Here is an 18,352-nt window from a genome sequence, read left to right on the forward strand (position 1 = left end):
TTGGATGAAGAGCTGGCCGCTATCTCCCTCCGCCGCGACGGATGGAGAAAGGGCCCATGTCGGCCCTATCGCGTTCGGTAACATTCCTCGGTGAGGCAATAGGGGGGGTCAGTTTCTCAATTCGGCCAACACACGCCAATGTTCGCGACACCTACTGGTATCTATCCGCCGCGCGGGAGTTAATGACCCATGCCGCACGACTGCGGATAAGGGTGGGAGGCTCGCTCATGTGTGGGTCGAACGATCTGGCCGTGCTGATCGAACGGTGGTTCACCGATTGGCTGTTGCAGGCTCCAGCCTTCCTCAGCAAGGCGGCATCAGGGTGGGGATATTTTCTTCACACCCTGACCGTAGACGCGGAGTATCAGTTTGTAGCCTTAACGGCGCACGTCCTGACAGTTGTCAGCAGCGCGATAGCTCACAGATCAGCGATACTGTCGATGTTTGCGATAGAAACTCAATCAGGGGCTATCGGTAGCACTAGCCGCGAAGGTGTAGATGGTCCTGATATTATGGTGTTCTGTGCCACTAAACCTTCTGTTTCTAAGAAGCCGTTTCCTCCGGTATTCAAGTTGCGGTCGAAACGCGGAAAGTTGCTGGAACTCACTTCGAGCCGGATACGATGTCCCGGAGCAAACCAGTTGGCGATTGCATTCAGCTCGACCTCAATCTCATAAGTCTTTCCAGGGGTAAGCAATTCCGGCTCGAGGAAGCCATTTCGGTACCGAGCTCGAAGAATGCCAAGCTGGAGCTGGATGGCGCGTCCGTCGGGATATACGTCGACTAACTTACCCGTAAAATCGGTGTCGACGGCAGAAGAGGAAACATGCAGGACCATCTTGATTGCGCCGACCACGGTGAGCCCTTGCCTGAGTGGCTCGCTCGTATAAACTAAGACGTCGTGCCGCGCTTCGACCGAGCGTTGGTCGGTCAATAGCACGTTCCACGCTACAGCCTCTGTCGGCACCGGATCTCTCGGATCATATCGATAAGTGTCTCGGGTTGACGTGGGGGCGGGGGCGAGGGAAAGCTTGCCGTCTCCGTCAAGGCTGTTTGCCCCACTTTGGCTTGAAAGATACCAATCTTGGTAGAGCGTGCCTGGCACCGGCATGTCGGTGGAGGTCCGCCATTCGTTCTTGCCGTAAAGCCAGTAAGTGACTTTTGGCATCCCGTCGATTGCACGGACATCGCCCTTCACCCAGCGATCGTTCCATTTAAGCACGATGTCCCAAAAGGGAAAACGCGTATCGCCCACTTCAAGATCATCTATCTCTGCGTTTTCGCTCTCGCCGCGCCCTAAGTCACAGTGATGCCCAGGCCCGATCACTAAATATTGATTGTCGCGCGCGGCGGCATTCGCTGCATTCGTCTTAGCCCAGTTGAAGCCGTCGATCGCCTCACCAGGCAGAATGTCGTTCCAGTTGTTCATCCATAGCGCCGGAGTGTAGATCTTGTCCTTATTGTTAATCATCTCATTATCGTCGGACCAATACCTTGACTCCGGCAGATTGGACATAAGCTTGTTGAATTCGGTGGGTGGCAAACCTGCGCGGTCGAGAATCCCTAACAGTGGAAGATCTCGCGCTAGTTTGTCGAAGTCGATCTTGTAATCGGGCCTAGGGTCATAACAATTATGGAATCGCGCCCACGTTTCCGAATCCACGGCCGGGTCTGGTTTAAGAAAAATAGACGCATTGGCGGGACTGGCAAACCAGTCGAGCATGCTGGCGTACTCGCGCGCGCCGCCCCGGTAAGTCGCCATACCGGAGTAACGGCCGAGGGCAGTACTCCATGCTCCCTGGACACCGTTTGGATTAACCGCTTTGAGGCTAGGTGTGTCGGTAACTGAGGCCACCGCTTGAACATGGCCCAAATAAGAACAGCCCCACATGCCCATTCGCCGCGCAGACCACGGCTGCGCGTCAAGCCATCTGGCAGTGTCCTCGAAGTCGCGTCGTTCAGATTTGCTGTACTGAAAGACGCCTTCGGATTCGTACTTTCCGCGAAAGTCCTGGATGACCAAGGCGTAGCTGGCGCCGATGAAGACATCGACAACTCTGGCGCCGATGAAGCCATCGACAACTCTCCTGTGTCTAGACACGTCGACTGTCCGGCCACCGCGTTGCACTGCGGAGGAGGTGCCTTGCGCCACCCATGCGGGACGATAGTCGTTTTTGTTGTATGGTGTGCGGATCAGAATTATAGGAAACGGCCCAGGCCCATTCGGAAGATAGACGTCGGTTGCAAGGTTGACGTCGTCTCGCATCGGAACCTTAATACTCGGCAAGAGACGGTAGTCATCATTGGGTGCATGCAAGCCCGCTGACACTGCAAGAGCCTCGGTAGACATCGCAGATACTCCTAACTGATCTTTCGGCTGAGCGATTTCCCGCGTGCAGATAGGGGTCGCCTTGAAGTTTGTTGCGGCGTTCATAGCACGGGATACCCGCTTCACAGCCGTAATAAAAATCAACCGAGAGGTTAGATTTTTTCTGCAACGCATCGAGAACCTGAAGTACTTCGCGCGAATGTAGGTTGCGACCTCGTTGGCTTTCGCAACGTGCGGGGAGGTCGACAATCAGGTCATAGTTGCGCAGCGACGTCTGCCATCATCTTTACCAAAGGGCCGCTAAGTTAGCGTCCGTGGCGCTACTGTTCTCAAGCACACTGAAATAGACTACTGTAGACTACTGCAGTGCGAGTGTCGGGGTTTGCGAGCATGTACTGTCCGCCGAAGCCTCCATGGCCGAGGAACGTGCTCTGGCGGCTATAGCGCATCCAGTCGCGCGGCTTCTGTAGGGGAGGGCCTGGATCACGGCGAGTGTCTTCGATGAAGGCGGGATCACCGACGCGGCGGCCGTCGATACCCTCGCCCTTGCGCGCAAACAGCAGCCCCTAGCGTGCGAGATCGCGGGCGGTGAGGCAGGCGCAAGAAAGCCGGCCTCAGGATCGAGGACATGGTCAGAAGCAAAAAGCTCTACCGCAAGCTGCGCAAAGTCCGGGCCGGCATCGAGGCCGACATCCCATGCCTCAAGCGCGCTTATGGGTTGGCGCGCTGCACCTGGCGCGGCCTTGATCATTTCAAGAGCTACGTGTGGTCCTCGATCGTGGCTTACAATCTCGTCGTCTTCACGCGCCTCAAGCCGACCTGATGCCGCCGCTATTGGAATTGCGTCGCACCGGCCAGAGCCGGCTCGTGGCGTGCGCGTAATCGCGCCCACAACCTGTCTGCTCGATAGCCCAGCGCCCTTGATCCTGTCCACGACGCGAAAAGGAGCATCCAGTTAAGGACAAGTGATTGTAAACACACCAGAATACGTGCGTCTATGGACGGAAACTAGATTACATCGTGTGGCAGGAGGTCATTTTGCTGATCGAGGGACCTGAGCTTACCACCGCTGAGCTTGACCGTCGCCTTGATGCGGCCCGTGCGAGCGAGCCACCGAAGAAACGGCAGGAGGCGGTCGAACGCGACCTCACGCCGGCCGGCAAAGGCATCGAGCGCCTCTTGACCGCCTACCCGGAAGATCTCCTGCCTTTGGACGAACTGCGCGGCCCCATGCCAGGCCGCCGACCGCATGTCATTCATGCGATTGGCCGAAACATTGGCCTCTTTCCTCCAACGCCTGCGGCAATCGGCAGAGACTTTGGAAACCAGCGACCGTCCGAGAATCGTCCGCTTGTTGGTCAAGGAGGTCTTGGTGGATGACGACATCATCACGATCCGCCACTCGATCCCGGCGCAACCGACTAGGCCTGCGACCCGGCGAACCGCCCTCCTCAAATGGTAATGCGCCGTCCTTCGACCGAAGTTACCTTTTGCGTTCAGGGCGTGATCTCACCATTGCTTGCCAATATCGTGCTCAGTGCGATTGAGGAACGTTACCAGCGGTGGACCTACCAACGCCAGACGCGGGGCCGTCACCAGAAAAACGGAATGGCGGCAGCGAGGTGCGCTCGGCGTACAGCCGGGCGCTGTGCGTTCTTGCCTGTGCGCTACGCGGATGATTTTGTGGTTCTTGTCTCGGGGACGAAGGAAGATGCCCACGCGGAAAGACGGCGCGGGCGGAATACCTTCGCCGGTTGTCATCGGAAAAGACGAAGGTCACGTCCATGACGGACGGGTTCGAGTTCCTCGGATTCCGCTTCGGCATATGTGGGACAAACGCTCTGGCTACGGCCCGCGCGTCCAAATCCCCAAGGCCAAGGCCAGTGATCTTCGTCGGAAAGTCAAGCAACTGACAGGTCGCAACACCTCGTCTAGGTTTGCAATAATCTCAAAGAGATCAATCCGAACCTGCGTCGATGGGCGAACTATTATCGTCACTGCGCCTATGGCAGGCCGGGTGTTCACAAGTCTTGACTGGTACACGGGCATGCGAATCTGGCGTTGGTTGCGAAAGAAACGCCCAAAAGCACGAGAACGCGACTCATGGGAAGATCAACCCAGCAGTCGCCGCACAATGAGACGGCTTTGGCGCGAGGGTCCGATCGAGCAACATCTGCTCGCCTGGACACCCACATGCCGGTTCCGTCTCGCATGGATGGAAACGCCTGACTTCGCCGTGTATTCTGGAGAGCCGGATGCGCAACGAAAGGCGCACGTCCGGCTCGGCGAGAGGCAGTGAGAAACCAGCCGTTGAAAGGCGGCATGGCGCTCATTGCCTACTCTACTCTCGATGAAAGAAGGAGTGGTTGCCGCCCCCCAGACGGCATGGATTTGGCAAAGACGGTTTTTCAGCTCGACGGGGCGTCGATGACGGGAGAGCTTGCTGGCGGCTGAAACCGACACGGCTCGGCGACTACAAACAAGTCCAGGTGTCGGCCCGTTGACCGCCTTGGCTGTTGAGGCCTTTGCCCCCCATAGAGAGCTTTCGGTGCGGGCGCAAACTTTGCCGCATGGCTAGGTCTTGTTCCGCGCCAATTCTCCTCCGGTGGAAAAGAGCGGCTCGGACGCATTTCTAAGGCGGGCCGCTGCATATCACCGACTGCTAATCATTGGCGCGATGTCGCGCCTGACCTGGCTGACCCGCAAATCGATCACCGAAGGCTCATGGCTCGCGCGTGTGGAGGGAGCTGTCCACATATGCCGGGACGTGAGCCGAGCCATTCCGCTGATTGGGTTGCGCCGCTGTTTCAGCAAAGTGCGTCGTCCACATTAAAGGTTCGTCAAAGGTTCGTCCGCAGAACTCCATCATGCGTCGACTGTCAGGTCAGAGTCGCACGAAAAAAAACAACGCGGCAGTTGAGTTTTTTTCGACTGCGAAGAAGTAGTCCCGCCTCTATGTTGGCAAAAAACTAAGCCAGCTCAGCTGTGCATGGGAACTGTTAACTGGGAGGAAATCATGAAAAACATGCAATTCCACGTGAGCCGCCGAGGCTTTCTCAAAACGGGCGCCGCGCTCGGCGGGGGTGTTCTCGCCGGCCTACCATTGTCGCAGGCCATCTGGGCATCCGAGGGTAAGGTTCTCAAGGCGCGCGTGAGTAGTGATTTCACCAACGTCGACCCCGCCTTCTACAATCTACCTCAGGAAGTGGACGTGATGAGTTGCATTTACTCAAAACTCACGCACTACAAACCGAGCTCCGAATGGGCGTGGGAGCTGGAAGCGGCAGAAAAGGTCGAACAGGTGGATCCCACTCATATCCGCTTCCGCCTGAAGAAAGGAATCAAGTTCACTGGCGGTTATGGGGAAATGACCGCCAAGGATATCAAATTCTCGTTTGAGCGCGTGATCAAGCTCAATTCGCCGGTGAAGAGCGAATGGGGTTCGCTCGATCGCGTTGAAATTGAGGACGACTACACGGGAGTCATCGTGCTGAAGACGCCGTTCGTCCCGCTCTGGAACATCTCGTTACCCTTTTCGGTTGGCCATATCCTTTCTGAGGATGCAATGATGAAGGCAGGCGGGGAAGGCGGCAGTTTGGGCATGAAGCCGCCGGCTTTTTCCGGCCCATATGTGCTCGCTGACTGGAAGCCGAACCAATACCTGCTACTGGCGCGCAATCCCGATTGGTCAGGGCCGAAACCGGGCTTCGACGAAATCCGCATCGTTCCAATCGGCGACGACAAGGCGGCTGAGCGAGCCTATCAAGCGGGCGACATCGACTTCACTCAAGTTTCTTTAGATTCGCTGGCGAAGTTCAAGAGCGCTCCACCGGCCGAGACCAAGCTTGAAGAGCACTCCTCGCTTTTTTACTGGTGGATCGGAATGAACATGGATCACCCGAAACTTAAGGATATCAATGTCCGAAAGGCGATCCAATGGGCAATCAATGTGCCGCAAGTCCTGGATGCTGCCTTTGCGGGTCAGGCAGCCGTCTCAACGGGGCTGATTCCTCCGGGTATCGTCGGACATCGCGACAAGGCGCTCGTTCCGCCGGAAGGCGATCTCGTAAAGGCCAAGGAGTTCTTGGGAAAAGCCGGCTTGAATGATCTAACCCTAACGATCGCTTGCTCCAATAGGAGCGCCAATACGACCATAGCCCAGATAGTGCAGGCGCAGTTGTCGCAGATCGGCATTACCCTTGAGGTCAATGTCCTGGATTCCGGCACAATCAATACCCTCGGCATGGAGTCTCAAGGCGAGCGCTGGAAGGAGATGCAGCTCATCGTCAACTACTTTTCCTCGATGCCGGATCCGTCCTATCCGACGTACGCCTTCAAACAAGATCAGGTGGGCATCTGGAATTGGGAGCGCTTCCGCAGCAAGCGCTATGATGAACTGGCGTCAGAGGCGATCGCGATCAGCGACCCGAAGGAGCGGGCGAAGCGGTACTACGAAATGCAGGATCTCATGGAGGATTCGGGCGCCTACCGGTTCCTGACCCATGGGGGCAGTCCAGTCATGTATCGCACAACGCAAATGCAGGCTGCAACCCGCCCGGATGGAGTGCCGTTGTATCTAGCTTTTAAGCCGGTTTAGGCTTGAGTTACGTGGTCTGATTAGAACATGTGGCTCTATGCGCTCAAGCGGATCTGCCTCGCGGTCGCAATAGTTGTGATCGCGGTGGCGCTTCTCTTCCTGATGATTCATGCCGTACCGGGAGACCCTGCCGCAATTCTGCTCGGCCAAAGCGCGACGCCAGAGATAGTAGCGCAGCTTCATCAGAAGATGGGGCTGGACAAACCGCTTGCCGTGCAGATCGCCACCTTCTTCGGAGGGCTGCTCAAAGGCAATCTCGGTTTTGATGTGTTCAGCCAGCGACCTGTTGCGGACATCGTGTTCGAGCAGCTGCCCTATACAATCGAACTCATCTTCGTCTCGATCTTATGGCCGGTCGCGGTCGCGGTGCCGCTCGGCTGTTACTCGGCCATGAGGCGAAATTCTGTGATCGATCAGGTTGTCGGCGTCATGGCGGTCGCCACGATCGCCATTCCATCGTTTGTCATGGCAGTTTACGCCCTTCTGATATTCGCTGTGGCCCTGGGTTGGTTGCCAGCAATTGGGACCGGCGAGGGCTTTGGAGACGGATTCGTCCATCTCATTCTGCCGGCCTTCGCCATCGGCGTCGGCTGGGTTGGATATATCTCCCGACTGGTACGGGCATCCATGCTCGAAATCCTGGGTGAGAACCACGTACGCATGGCTCGCTCCTTCGGGATTTCGGAATGGCGCATCGTTTCGCGTTACGCTTTACCGCTCGCGATCCTGCCGACCGTGACCATCCTCGGCGTGGGCATGGCATGGTTGCTCTCGTCTGCTGTCTTTATCGAGGTGGTTTTCGCAAGACCTGGCATCGGTGCGTTGATCGTGCAGGCGGTCAATGCGCGCAACTATCCGGTCGTAATGGGGATTGTGCTCGTCACCACCTTTCTTACGGTCGTCGCCACCACGGTCTCCGATCTGATCGCTGCGTCTCTCGATCCTCGAACCCGCGAGAACCTAGCATGACTGGGGTTGAGTCCATCCGTGGCGAAGCCAATGAAGAGCACGGCCCCGGCGCCTTGGGCACGTTTCTCCGACAATTGCACAAGAACCGTCTGGGCGTGCTTGGAACCGTGCTCGTCGTGCTCGTCTTCTCGAGCGCGATGTTCGCTCCGCTCATCATTACACATGATCCGATCCGCATCATGGTCGGGCCGCGTTTGGCAGACCCTTCACGGGATTTTCTCCTGGGCACCGATCAACTGGGCCGCGACACATTCTCGCGCGTCATCATGGGCGGCCGGATCCCGCTACTCGTCGCTTTCGCCTCCCTCGGCAGTTCACTAGTGGTCGGCCTGGCGCTTGGTCTGATCGCAGGCTTCGGGCCGAGGTGGCTGGACAATTTGCTCCTCCTTTTTTTCGATACGATCCGCTCCTTTCCTGGCATTATTTTTGCATTGGCCATAATCGGGCTGCTTGGACCCAGTCTAGGGAGCGTCATTTTCGTCATCGCAATAACCTCCATGCCTATTTATGCGAGAGTCGCGCGGACTCAGACAGAGGCGCTTCGCAACAGTGAATATATTGCCGCGGAGCGCAGCATGGGCGCCAGCACGACGCGCATCCTCGCCGTGCACGTACTGCCTAATGTCATCGGCCCGCTTATCATTCTGGTGAGCATGGACGTGCCGGCTGTCATTGCCGTTGAGGCAGGTCTCAGCTTTCTTGGCTTGGGCGTACGCCCACCGACGCCCGATTGGGGAGCTATCCTGAACGATGGCTATAATTACATCCAAAACACGCCCTGGCTGGTGATCGCCGGAGGCATTCCGATCGTTCTCGCAACGCTAGGCTTCACATTCCTGGGAGAGGCGCTGCGCGACATATTCGATCCCAAATTGCGGAAAGAACTATGAGACGCGACGGTCTGACACAACATACGTCCGCCCGTCCACTCCTTGAGATTCGTGGGCTCGATCTCGATTTCGGTACGCCCCGCGGCCGTATTCATGCGCTGCGGAACGTTTCGCTCGATGTGCCGGTCGCGCAGGTGGTTGGCATCGTCGGCGAAAGCGGATCCGGAAAGTCGACCCTCGCCTATACGGTGATGGGCTTGCTTTCTGAAAACGCGGATATTGCCGCCGGCAGCATCCTTTTCGAAGGTCGGGATCTACTCAAAATGGCCGCTCCAGCGCGTCGGAACCTGCTCGGCGATCGTCTTTCGATGATCTTTCAGGACCCAATGACCGCACTCAATCCGGTGCGGACCATCGAAAACCAGATGATCGACATCCAGCACCACGAACAACGAGGCTGGGGCGAGAAGCGCGCTCGTGCCATCGAGATGCTTCACCGGGTCGGCATTCCCGATCCGCAAAGCCGGATCGACGCCTATCCGCATCAGTTTTCCGGCGGCATGCGTCAGCGCATCTGCATCGCAATGGCACTACTTGTAAGACCCGCGCTCCTCATCGCCGACGAGCCAACCACTGCGCTCGATGCAACGCTGGAAGTCCAGATCATTCATCTCCTCAAAGATCTGCAGAAGGAGATCGGGTGTTCAATCCTCTTTGTCTCCCACCATCTCGGCGCGGTGGCTGAGCTGTGTGACCGGGTCGTGGTCATGTATGCGGGCGAAGTGGTGGAGCACGGGGCCGTACGCGACATCTTCCATAATCCTTGTCACCCCTATACCCGCGCGCTGCTTGAGTGCGATCCGGGGCGGATCAGACAAACGACCCGCACTTTGCCGACCATTTCCGGCGAGGTGCCCAGTCTCCTCGGCCACAAAAAAGGGTGCATCTTCAGCGCGCGATGCCCACAGGCGTTCGATCGCTGTGTCCATGAGATACCAATCGAGCACCCCACCGGCTTGGAGCAGACCGCCCGATGCCATCTGCTCGATGAAGAGCGGTTGGTTTCGGTATGAGTGCCCTTCTCCGCGTTCAGGACCTCTGCGTCCGCTTCCGCACGATGGGACCGATCAAGGCGCTCGCAACCGGAACGAAAGCACCTTTCATCGATGCATTATGCGGTATCTCCTTTCAAATCCACAAGGGCGAGACGCTGGCCCTTGTCGGCGAAAGCGGCTCAGGAAAATCCACCATCGCTCGCACGATAATCGGCTTGCAGCGGGCTGTGAGCGGCAGCATCAGCTTCGATGGACAGGAACTCACGGCACTCAGCGCGGCCGAACGCAAGCCCTATTTGCGGCGCATGGCGATGACGTTCCAAGATCCGATCGGTTCACTCTCGCCAAGGCTGACCGTGCGATCGCTCCTGACGGAGCCCTTCTGCATACACGGGCTAAAGGATCGCGATGCCGGAGCCGAAGCGACGCGCCTGCTGCGAATGGTGGGCTTGCCGGCGGATTTTGTTGGCCGGTATCCCCATCAGCTTTCCGGCGGTCAGGCCAGGCGCGTGAGCGTCGCGCGGGCCCTTGCGCTCAATCCAGACTTGATCATCGCCGACGAGCCGACCGCAGGCCTCGACGTCTCGGTGCAGGGCGAGGTGCTCAACCTTCTTACGCGCCTGCAGGATCAACTCGGCATCGCGATCCTCATAATTACGCACAATCTCAATGTGGTACGCCACATAACCGACCGCATGGCGATTATGTATCTCGGCCGCTTCATGGAAGTCGGCTCGACCGAGCGTATTTTCCATCAACCACGACATCCCTATACCGAAGCGCTGCTTGCGGCCAATCCCGAGGCTGACCCGGATGCGGTGCTCAATAGGATTGAGCTTAAGGGTGAGGTGCCTAGCCTGATGAGGCGGCCATCCGGCTGCGAGTTTCACACGCGCTGTCGCTATGCGCAGGACATCTGTAGCTGCGTCTTCCCTGAACCTTCAACAAGCCCAGGTGATACGGAGCACAGCTTCAGATGCCATTTCCCGCTGGAGCGCGAAAGCGAAATACTCGTTTGAGCAGAAACGGCTGTCTTTAGCTGGGACGACCCTGAAATGACAAGCATCCAAGGCTCCTCCCAGACCATGTGAAGAAAATAAACGCCGATGAAAATGCGACGAATACATAAAGTACGACGACATCGGTGCGCTCATGCGCGCGGGCTAAGTGACATTGGCGAAATCGATGCGCCTGGCCCGCGAGGCGCACGACGAGGTCAACCGTGCATCAACGAAGATGCTGCGTTCGTCGGCTTCGCGCACAGGGGGCTTTTCGATGGCATACCATTCCTTTCGCAAGAATCTCGGAGCTAGCGAAGTCGGTTGTCCTCAAGACAAAGAAAGCCGGCAATTCAAAGGCTACCACTTCAGCACGACAGCTTCTTTTTCGTCGCGGACGGGCCGCCGGGTTCACTGCCCTCGGCACAACGACGACATCGGAATTTGGGAATGAAACCATTCAAACGCGCAGCGTGCGCCCGTTGATCAGTCCCACGAACTACCCCAACTTGGAAAGGCCCGCCACATGACGCTGCCCTCGATCGCCAATCCCGACCTGGTCACCTTGTTCGACCACAAGGCGCGCTGGAACTTGCCCGATTACCGCCGCGCTGGCTTTCACAACCTCCACACCACCTTGCGCTATGGCTTTTCGATGCGCGCCCCCCGCGTCTTGCCACTCAGGAAGGAGATTGACTGGACCATCGGCGAGCGGCCCGAGGTCGCACGCTATCTGGCCATGCCACATTTCTCGGCCATCGTCGTAGTACGCGGAGAGCGCGTCCTCTACGAGGCCTATGCGCCCGACTTCGGGCCCGACAGGCCGCATCCCATTATGTCTATCACCAAGACGACCCTCAACCTGATGCTCGGCCGCGTAGTGGCCGACGGCCTCGTCAACCTCGATGACCAAGTACGCACCTATCTCCCGGAGATCGGTACGGGCTACGCCGAGGCTACCGTCAGGGCGGTCGCCGACATGAACGTCGCCAACGACTTCACCGAGGACTACAACGACCCCCAGTCGACGGTCCACCAACTGGATTACGCCACCGGCTTTCGCCTGCCGCCCGAGGGTCAAAAGGAAGAGACGACCCGCTCCTTCGTCTGCGGCATCACCGGCGGCGACCTGGCGAATCGCACCGGAGAGGCGCTGTATAAGTCGACCAACACCGATGTGCTTGGCTGGATCGTCGAGCGCGTCAGCGGCCGGCCGCTACGCGACTGGCTGATCGAGATCGTCGAGGCGGCAGGCCTCGAGGGATGCTTCCATATCACCTGCGACCGAGAGGGTGTGCCGCTGGTCTGCGGTGGCGCCTGCCTCACCGCCCGCGATCTCGCACGCTACGGGCTGCTGTTTGCGCGCAAGGGCGAGGGCATCGATGGCCGCCGGGTCGGCGATGCCGCCTTCATCGAAGCGACACGCCGCAATCCCGGCCCTGTCTATCGAACAGTTGCAGGGGAAGGCCCGAGCGTCTCGCGATATAGCCGCCAGACGTTCACCGACGGCACATGGCTCGGTCACGGCGGTTACGGCGGCCAATTCATGCTCGCGAACCCCGACACCGACACCGCGGTCGTCTACTTCAGCGTTCTCGAAAACCAGAGCGCCTCCGTGCGCGACTTCATCGGTCCTCTGGTGAAGATGATGGCCGAGGTCGCTGCAGAGTGATGCGCCGGTTGCCAACCGCTTCGGCATGGTGCTCGTCCGGACCCTGCGCGGCAAGCTACTGCGTACCCCTTAATTCGGCCGCCGCGGCAATGCGAGCAGACGCTTATTCCAGCGTCAGCGCGCTCAGGGACGACCTCGACCTACTGATGACACGCCGATGCAATGTCGCGCGGCGCAGAACCGCTTGAAATCGACCTTCCGCTGAAACTGCGCGTATCAACTCTACTTGGTTTGAGGAGGAGTTATCATAGAGGGAACAAAAAAACGATTGTCGTCTATCTCGTCCGAGAGGCAGATTTGTTCATGTTCGCCGCGGGCCGGAAATGATGTGATCGAACAATCGATTAGGTCGGTGGCCCGCTGAAGTATCGCCTGGGTCCGAGCAAGCGTGGGTGAAGCGGCGACGACATGTCCGATACAGTCTCGCTCATCGCCTTTTCTAACGATGGGTGTTTTTGGTTCAACATTCAATTTGACTTCGACGACACCTGGTATCGCAGCTGCCCGACTGACGCCATCGATCCGATCGACGATGCCATCGCGATCCGCAACGAGGAATCGCGCAGCCCCAGTCTGCGAATGGCTTCTGCACAAATTCCATTCGTCGCCGATGACAAGCTTGATGTGCTCTGTCAGGAGATCGATTCCGCAAGCCGCCTGAACCACTTCAGGTCCGGGCGCGCCGCTAAGACGCGGATTGACTTCAATGACGACTGGGCCGCGCTTCGTCCACCGGAATTCAATGTTCGTCGGCCCCCAGCCAAGGCCGAGAGCCCGCAAACAACTCAGCGAAACATCGGTGATAAGCTCATGCTCGGTATCAGTCAGCGGAGCCGGAAAGGTATACTGATGACAGACGAAATGCGGCGGTGGGCCGAAGTCAGAGGTGCCAATTCCAATGACCTCATCTCCCATTATCTCGGTCCAATAATGGGGACCTTGTGCGAATTCTTCGACCAGTATCCTCGGCGAAGACCGCGGTATGTGCTTCCCGCCCAACAGATAGGTCGTATGTTCGGCCAACTCATCGACATTGCGGCACAGTCGGACACCGATGCTGCCGATGCCTACGGCTGGCTTAAGAACCACCGGCAGGCCGATCTCCGCGCCGGAGCGTTCTACGTCCGTCGCGTTCGCTGCCAAGCGATAAGCCGGTATCGGAATGCCGGCCTCGGCGAGAAGCTGACGTTGAACGAATTTATCGCAGCATCGTTCAATAGACGTAGGGTTCGGCCCTGGCAGTTCGAAATGCCGACAAAGCTTGCCAACTGTCGCATAGGTCAACTCCGTGGCGGACGTAATGCCAGCAATGTCATAGGCTGCACCCAGCCGGGAACATGCGTGGATCAGCGCATCGATACTGTTTGTATCCACACGTATTGTCTCAATGCTTTCTGCCGCAAGATATTCGTACCGGGTTGGGTTAGCCGACAGGGCGATTGGATGAAGGCCATGATGCTGAGCCGTTTGGACGTACCGCAGCATATTACTTGCGCCTTCAACCAGGATAAGCGCTCTTCCCGCCATGCTGTTAACTCCAACATTGCTTGTTGTGTGGCCGCCTGAGCGCAAACCGAAAACTCGGTTTTTCAGCCGTGCCTGACCTCAGACTTTCTTTGAATATATCATTGTCGCCGACTTGCATTCGTAATGATTCCGTAAAGATATTTGGAGGTTTTGTTGTAATAGCTAAAGCAGCATTCGAGGAGGATCGGCGAGCTTCAGGTCAGGCGGCGATGGCGAACTGCTCGGCAAGCGAGCGATTCGAGCCGTCAGGGATCAACCGCACTTACCGCCTTTATCATGAGGGAGGGCTGGTCGCCGCAAGCGCAGAGTCCGAACGCGGTCCGCAGACGTCCCGCTAGTCGAAGTGTGGCCGAACGCCGCGCTGGTCGCGGATTCGGAAGCTCAGGCTTCATCAAAGATCTCAACCCGGTGGTGGATAGTGACCTGCGCTGTAAGTGATGCGGCAAGGCACCTTGCAATAGGCCGATGAACATGGAGCTTTCGGGCCATGACATTGGAACATGCCAAGGGCGATATGGTCGCCGAGCTTAGCGGTGCCGCGCCGGCCGGAGATCGTGGAACGATGCCCGGGCGCTCGCGGCAACGGAGGCTGTGGAGTTGCACCGAGAAGCGCGCGTTGGTCGACCTGGCGAGCGCGGCGGGTCGTCGGTGACGAAGGTTGCGGAAGCCTTCGGCGTAGCTCCGTCACAGCTCTATGCTTGGCGCAAGCAGATGGCCGGTGGCGAGCTTGATGGCGATCAGGCGATGGCGACCTTCGCGCGCATCGACGACTGGCGCCTGTCGGTTCTCAGTGCCGCCGAGCACCGCGACCTTCCGGAAATCCTGGATGATCGGATGATCGCCATGGCCGCGCATCCACAATCGTCACCAGCCAAGTTCCCGTGGAACACTGGCACGACGATTCTGGATCGCCTCGTTCACAACGCTCACCGCCTTCAACTCACCGGAGAAAGCATGCAAAAACACCGCGCTCGCGCCCACGCTCTTGACGACCCGCGTCTGGCCGGCGCGGTTCCGCTTCACCATCAGACGGGTATGGGGTCACCCGGGAAGCTTCCGCGATCGGCCCCGATGCGGCCTTGCTGTGCCAGAAGATACCGGCGGATCGGCCGCATCCCGAACAAGGCTTCCGCGCCTGTCTTGGCATCATCCGGCTCGTCAAGGGCTTCGGCCGCGAGCGCGTCAACGCCGCCTGCGGCGGGCGCTGGAGATCAACGCCCGGACTTATGGCTCAGTCCGCTCAAACCTCGACGATCACCTCGACGGGGCATCGTCGCGCCAGGCGACGGCTCGCGAGCTCATCGACCACCCCAATATCCGCGGTTCCCGCTATTACCACTGAAGGAGAATGACATGCTTGCACATCCCACTCTCGACCGGCTCAACGCCATGGGCCTAACCGGAATGGCCGAAGCGTTCAATGAACTGGCCGCCAATGCCGAGGCCGAACAGCTGTCGCATGGCGAATGGCTGGCGCTGTTGCTCGACCGGGAATGGAGCTGGCGCTACGATCGCAAGCTCGGCGCCCGCCTGCGCTTTGCCAAGCTGCGCCAGGAGGCCGCCCTGAGGATGTGGATTATCGTGGCGATCGCGGCCTCTATCGAGCCTTGTTCCACAAGCTCATCGCGGGCGACTGGATCGATGCCCACGACAATCTGGCCATCTGCGGCCCATCAGGGGCCGGCAAGAGTCTTGGTTGGCCTGCGCGCTCGGGCATGTTCGCCAACCTGGCGCTCTCCAGAGGCGATGGTCGCTACGCACGCCTGCAACGCACGCTCGCCCGCGTCCAATTGCTGATCCTTGATCTCGGGGCCTAGAACCACTCGACGATCAGGCCCGGCGCGATCTCCCTTGAAATCCTCGAGGATCGCTACGGCCTCAGCTCCACCATCATCACCATGCCGACGCCATCTTGGATCGCCTCGTTCACAACGCTCATCGCATCGATCTGACGGGCGAAAGCCTGCGGCGAAAGCAGCCGCAAAAAGCTTGACACATGACCCATATGAAATGACAACAATCAGCGCCAGCAGAGCCCTAGTACCCCTGCACAGAGATTATACTCTTTGGCGGTTGGCTTTGGATAGGTTTTGGCCATTTTGAGACGGGCCTGCTCGGTCGAGAACATCCAATTGATGCAGGCGCCACTGGCGTTTCTCTGGTGTTCCCAAGCGGCGACCTCGGCGACGAGGCATGCGCGACTTTCGATACGGCGGTCGAGCACTGGCTGCGCAGCACACCGATTTCGATCTCGACCAGGTTGAGCCAACTGGCGTGCTTGGGCGTGTAATGGGACTCCAACCGTCGGAGGATACGTCGCGCCTCCGACGCCGGCACGCTCTGGTAGAGCGCGGCGGGCGTGTGGGTCGACAGATTGTCGAGTAGGACGCGGATGCGCTCGGCCTGCGGGTAATGGAGATTGGCAAGATCGCGCATGCAGTGGGCAAACTCGTCTGCCCGCGCCGATCGGTGACCTTCACCTTGCGCCAGGATCGGTGCGCATCGAGGAGACGAACAGGTTGGCGGTGCCGTTGCGCTTGTATTCGCAGTCGTAGCGCTCCAGCCGGCCCGGCGCGGGCGGGATCGGCTGGCGCACCTCGCCGATGAGCTGGGTCGGGCTTTCGTGGAAGCACACCACCGGCCGCTGCGGATCGGAGGCTTCGGTGTAGAGATCGAGCATATCCTCCATGCGCGCACATACTCCGCGTCGGCCTTGGGAATACACCACATGTCCTTGCGCAAAGGCTTGAGATCGTTCGCGGCCAGGCGACGGCGCATCGTCTCGCGCGACAGCTGCTTGTGCTCGGTCAATTTGACGAACTCATCGGCCAGCAGCTCCAGCGTCCAGCGGGCTCGGCCCGGTGGCGGGTTCGAGCAGGCCGCGGCGACCAGCAGGGCTTCCTCTCTGCCCGTCAGCTTGCGCTCCGCGCCAGGCACGGCTCTTCGCTGAGCGCCGCCTCCAGACCGATGTCCACGAAACGGCGCTTGGTGCGATAGACGGTGGAGCCGCCGACCACCACTGTCGCAGCAATGGCCTCATCACCCAGGCCGGCATCGGCGGCGAGCAGGATCTACGCCCGCTTGAGCTTGCGCGCCGGATGCCTGCCGCCTGCCAGCATCGCTGTGAGTTCATCACGCTCGGGTTGGTCGAGATCGACGCGATAGCGCACATTCGTCCGGAAGGCCTCCTTCGATTGCCAAGGTTCCGGATGAATCGACAAATGAGTTAAATACTTGACGGGCATCCGCCGCACGCCCCCCAATTCACCGACAAACAGGGTCAGTATCTCGCCTTCATCTGGGCTTATATGCAGGTCAGCCGCCAGCCGCCGGCCGAACGCGACATGCAGCGCTATTTCGGCGTCACCCCGCCTTCAGTCCACCAGATGGTGCTGACCCTTGAGCGCTTAGGCGTTATCCGCAGGCAGCCTGGTGTTGCCGAAGCATCGAACTGCTCATCGACCACAACAGCCTACCGCCGCTGCAATCCATCCAACCCGTCATATCCTCTGTGCAGAGGTACTAGCCGCAGGGGCGAGATCATCTCGGAATCCGGGGGCGCAATCATATCGGAACAAAGGGGCGGCTTCGTCGGAATCTGGAGGGTTATGAGGTCGCCTCAGACGGTTCCACGCCTTCGCAGCGACCTCACATAAGCCGGATTGAAGTAAGGCGCGGGTTGTTAGCCGCTGATATGGAGATAGTAGGGCACGCTGTTTGACGGCGATAGCGAATTCGTCGCGTGCAGCGGTGGCACGACCGAGTATTGGCTTGATCCGGCGACCTTCGCGAGCAGCTTGCCGGACGATCGGCGGCGATCTTTGCGCTCTCAATGCACACTGTCGGTCTTTGGGTGTGGCCGGGGCCGAGCGGTGTCGCGCCGCGGCGTGACGCTTGGTTTTGCAGGCATATAAGGGGGGCAGATTGTCGGATTCATGACGTATCGCACCAGAAAGGTGATGGCCGGGGCGGCGAAACAGGCGCAACGGTGATTCCTGTCCTGCGCATGGGACGCTGGCAGTCGGGGCATTCGTGGGATTGCCCGTGCTGGGATTTGTAAGGCTGGGGCTTCCCGCCTGCTGGTAATGGCTGGTCGAGGATCTGCCCGCGGAGACCAATCCGATCCCGTCGGTGGCTGTCAATATCGCTCGAATTTTCCCCAAAAGTGCCGAAGTAAAATTCCCCAGTTTCGCCGCTCAGACTGTGGCGGAGGGGTGTCCATTTTTCGGTGGCCGGCCGCGCGGTCGCGATGGTGGATTTAATGTCGGCGGGGTGATGGAGGCTTTTGATCGCAAGTGTTCGGGCATGAGCTCGGCGTGCTGGCGGAGCCGATAACTCGATCCTTCGATCTGGACGACGACCGCATGGTGAAGCA

At 58.9% G+C, this 18,352-nt stretch carries 12 protein-coding genes and 7 pseudogenes; 12 read left to right on the top strand and 7 right to left on the bottom strand.

Going from position 1 to position 18,352, the window contains the following annotated elements:
* Positions 1–457: 457 nt before the first annotated feature.
* Positions 458–2,350, bottom strand: a complete 1,893-nt coding sequence (locus tag NKJ13_RS30475) for a CocE/NonD family hydrolase (RefSeq protein WP_352779337.1) — start codon at positions 2,348–2,350, stop codon at positions 458–460.
* A gap of 580 nt (positions 2,351–2,930) precedes the next feature.
* Here NKJ13_RS30475 and NKJ13_RS30480 point away from each other — a divergent pair.
* Positions 2,931–3,152, top strand: a pseudogene (locus NKJ13_RS30480) (transposase); the annotation flags it as partial.
* Between the two features lie 185 nt (positions 3,153–3,337).
* On the opposite strand, the gene NKJ13_RS30485 reads toward NKJ13_RS30480, so the two are convergent.
* Positions 3,338–3,715, bottom strand: coding sequence for a hypothetical protein (locus tag NKJ13_RS30485; protein WP_352779340.1), 378 nt, complete (start codon positions 3,713–3,715; stop codon positions 3,338–3,340).
* A gap of 1,206 nt (positions 3,716–4,921) precedes the next feature.
* On the opposite strand from NKJ13_RS30485, the pseudogene NKJ13_RS31705 reads away from it, so the two are divergent.
* The 8 genes and pseudogenes from NKJ13_RS31705 to NKJ13_RS30525 form a co-directional block, all read left to right on the top strand.
* Positions 4,922–5,302, top strand: a pseudogene (locus tag NKJ13_RS31705) (hypothetical protein); the annotation flags it as partial.
* Between the two features lie 43 nt (positions 5,303–5,345).
* A complete protein-coding gene (locus NKJ13_RS30495; RefSeq protein WP_352779343.1) occupies positions 5,346–6,926 on the top strand; it encodes an ABC transporter substrate-binding protein in 1,581 nt (526 codons plus the stop codon).
* A gap of 27 nt (positions 6,927–6,953) precedes the next feature.
* A complete protein-coding gene (locus tag NKJ13_RS30500) occupies positions 6,954–7,895 on the top strand; it encodes an ABC transporter permease (protein ID WP_352779345.1) in 942 nt (313 codons plus the stop codon).
* Positions 7,892–8,785: an ABC transporter permease gene (locus NKJ13_RS30505; protein ID WP_352779347.1), complete on the top strand. Its 894-nt coding sequence runs from the start codon at positions 7,892–7,894 to the stop codon at positions 8,783–8,785. Before NKJ13_RS30500 ends, NKJ13_RS30505 begins: the two co-directional genes overlap by 4 nt.
* Complete coding sequence (locus NKJ13_RS30510; protein ID WP_352779349.1) at positions 8,782–9,798, top strand: ABC transporter ATP-binding protein; 1,017 nt, start codon at positions 8,782–8,784, stop codon at positions 9,796–9,798. The genes NKJ13_RS30505 and NKJ13_RS30510 overlap by 4 nt, the downstream gene beginning before the upstream one ends.
* A 44-nt stretch (positions 9,799–9,842) precedes the next feature.
* The gene (locus NKJ13_RS30515; RefSeq protein WP_352779351.1) at positions 9,843–10,799 is read left to right on the top strand and encodes an ABC transporter ATP-binding protein; all 957 of its coding nucleotides are present in this window, start codon (positions 9,843–9,845) and stop codon (positions 10,797–10,799) included.
* A 166-nt stretch (positions 10,800–10,965) separates the two neighbouring features.
* Positions 10,966–11,232: a hypothetical protein gene (locus tag NKJ13_RS30520; protein WP_352779353.1), complete on the top strand. Its 267-nt coding sequence runs from the start codon at positions 10,966–10,968 to the stop codon at positions 11,230–11,232.
* A 72-nt stretch (positions 11,233–11,304) separates the two neighbouring features.
* Entirely contained in the window at positions 11,305–12,450 is a 1,146-nt protein-coding gene (locus NKJ13_RS30525) for a serine hydrolase domain-containing protein (RefSeq protein ID WP_352779355.1), read from the top strand.
* A 222-nt stretch (positions 12,451–12,672) separates the two neighbouring features.
* On the opposite strand, the gene NKJ13_RS30530 is transcribed toward NKJ13_RS30525, so the two are convergent.
* Positions 12,673–13,977: an ATP-grasp domain-containing protein gene (locus NKJ13_RS30530; RefSeq protein ID WP_352779357.1), complete on the bottom strand. Its 1,305-nt coding sequence runs from the start codon at positions 13,975–13,977 to the stop codon at positions 12,673–12,675.
* Between the two features lie 684 nt (positions 13,978–14,661).
* Positions 14,662–14,832 (bottom strand): hypothetical protein, encoded by a 171-nt coding sequence (locus NKJ13_RS31710; protein WP_502901958.1) that lies wholly within the window; start codon positions 14,830–14,832, stop codon positions 14,662–14,664.
* A 185-nt stretch (positions 14,833–15,017) separates the two neighbouring features.
* Between NKJ13_RS31710 and NKJ13_RS30540 the strand changes: the two are divergent.
* A pseudogene (locus NKJ13_RS30540) lies at positions 15,018–15,319 on the top strand (IS21 family transposase); the annotation flags it as partial.
* An 11-nt stretch (positions 15,320–15,330) separates the two neighbouring features.
* Positions 15,331–15,970: pseudogene (locus NKJ13_RS30545) on the top strand (ATP-binding protein).
* A gap of 27 nt (positions 15,971–15,997) precedes the next feature.
* Here the strand turns inward: NKJ13_RS30545 and NKJ13_RS30550 are convergent.
* Positions 15,998–17,096 (bottom strand): annotated as a pseudogene (locus NKJ13_RS30550) (IS630 family transposase).
* Between the two features lie 189 nt (positions 17,097–17,285).
* Here NKJ13_RS30550 and NKJ13_RS30555 point away from each other — a divergent pair.
* Positions 17,286–17,633, top strand: coding sequence for a helix-turn-helix domain-containing protein (locus tag NKJ13_RS30555; protein WP_352779360.1), 348 nt, complete (start codon positions 17,286–17,288; stop codon positions 17,631–17,633).
* A 277-nt stretch (positions 17,634–17,910) separates the two neighbouring features.
* Here the strand turns inward: NKJ13_RS30555 and NKJ13_RS31715 are convergent.
* Together NKJ13_RS31715 and NKJ13_RS30560 are read right to left on the bottom strand one after the other, a co-directional pair.
* Positions 17,911–18,117: pseudogene (locus tag NKJ13_RS31715) on the bottom strand (IS91 family transposase); the annotation flags it as partial.
* A gap of 56 nt (positions 18,118–18,173) precedes the next feature.
* Positions 18,174–18,352, bottom strand: a pseudogene (locus NKJ13_RS30560) (AAA family ATPase); the annotation flags it as partial.

The sequence above is a fragment of the Mesorhizobium sp. M0174 genome, from assembly GCF_040322275.1.
GTDB lineage: Bacteria > Pseudomonadota > Alphaproteobacteria > Rhizobiales > Rhizobiaceae > Mesorhizobium.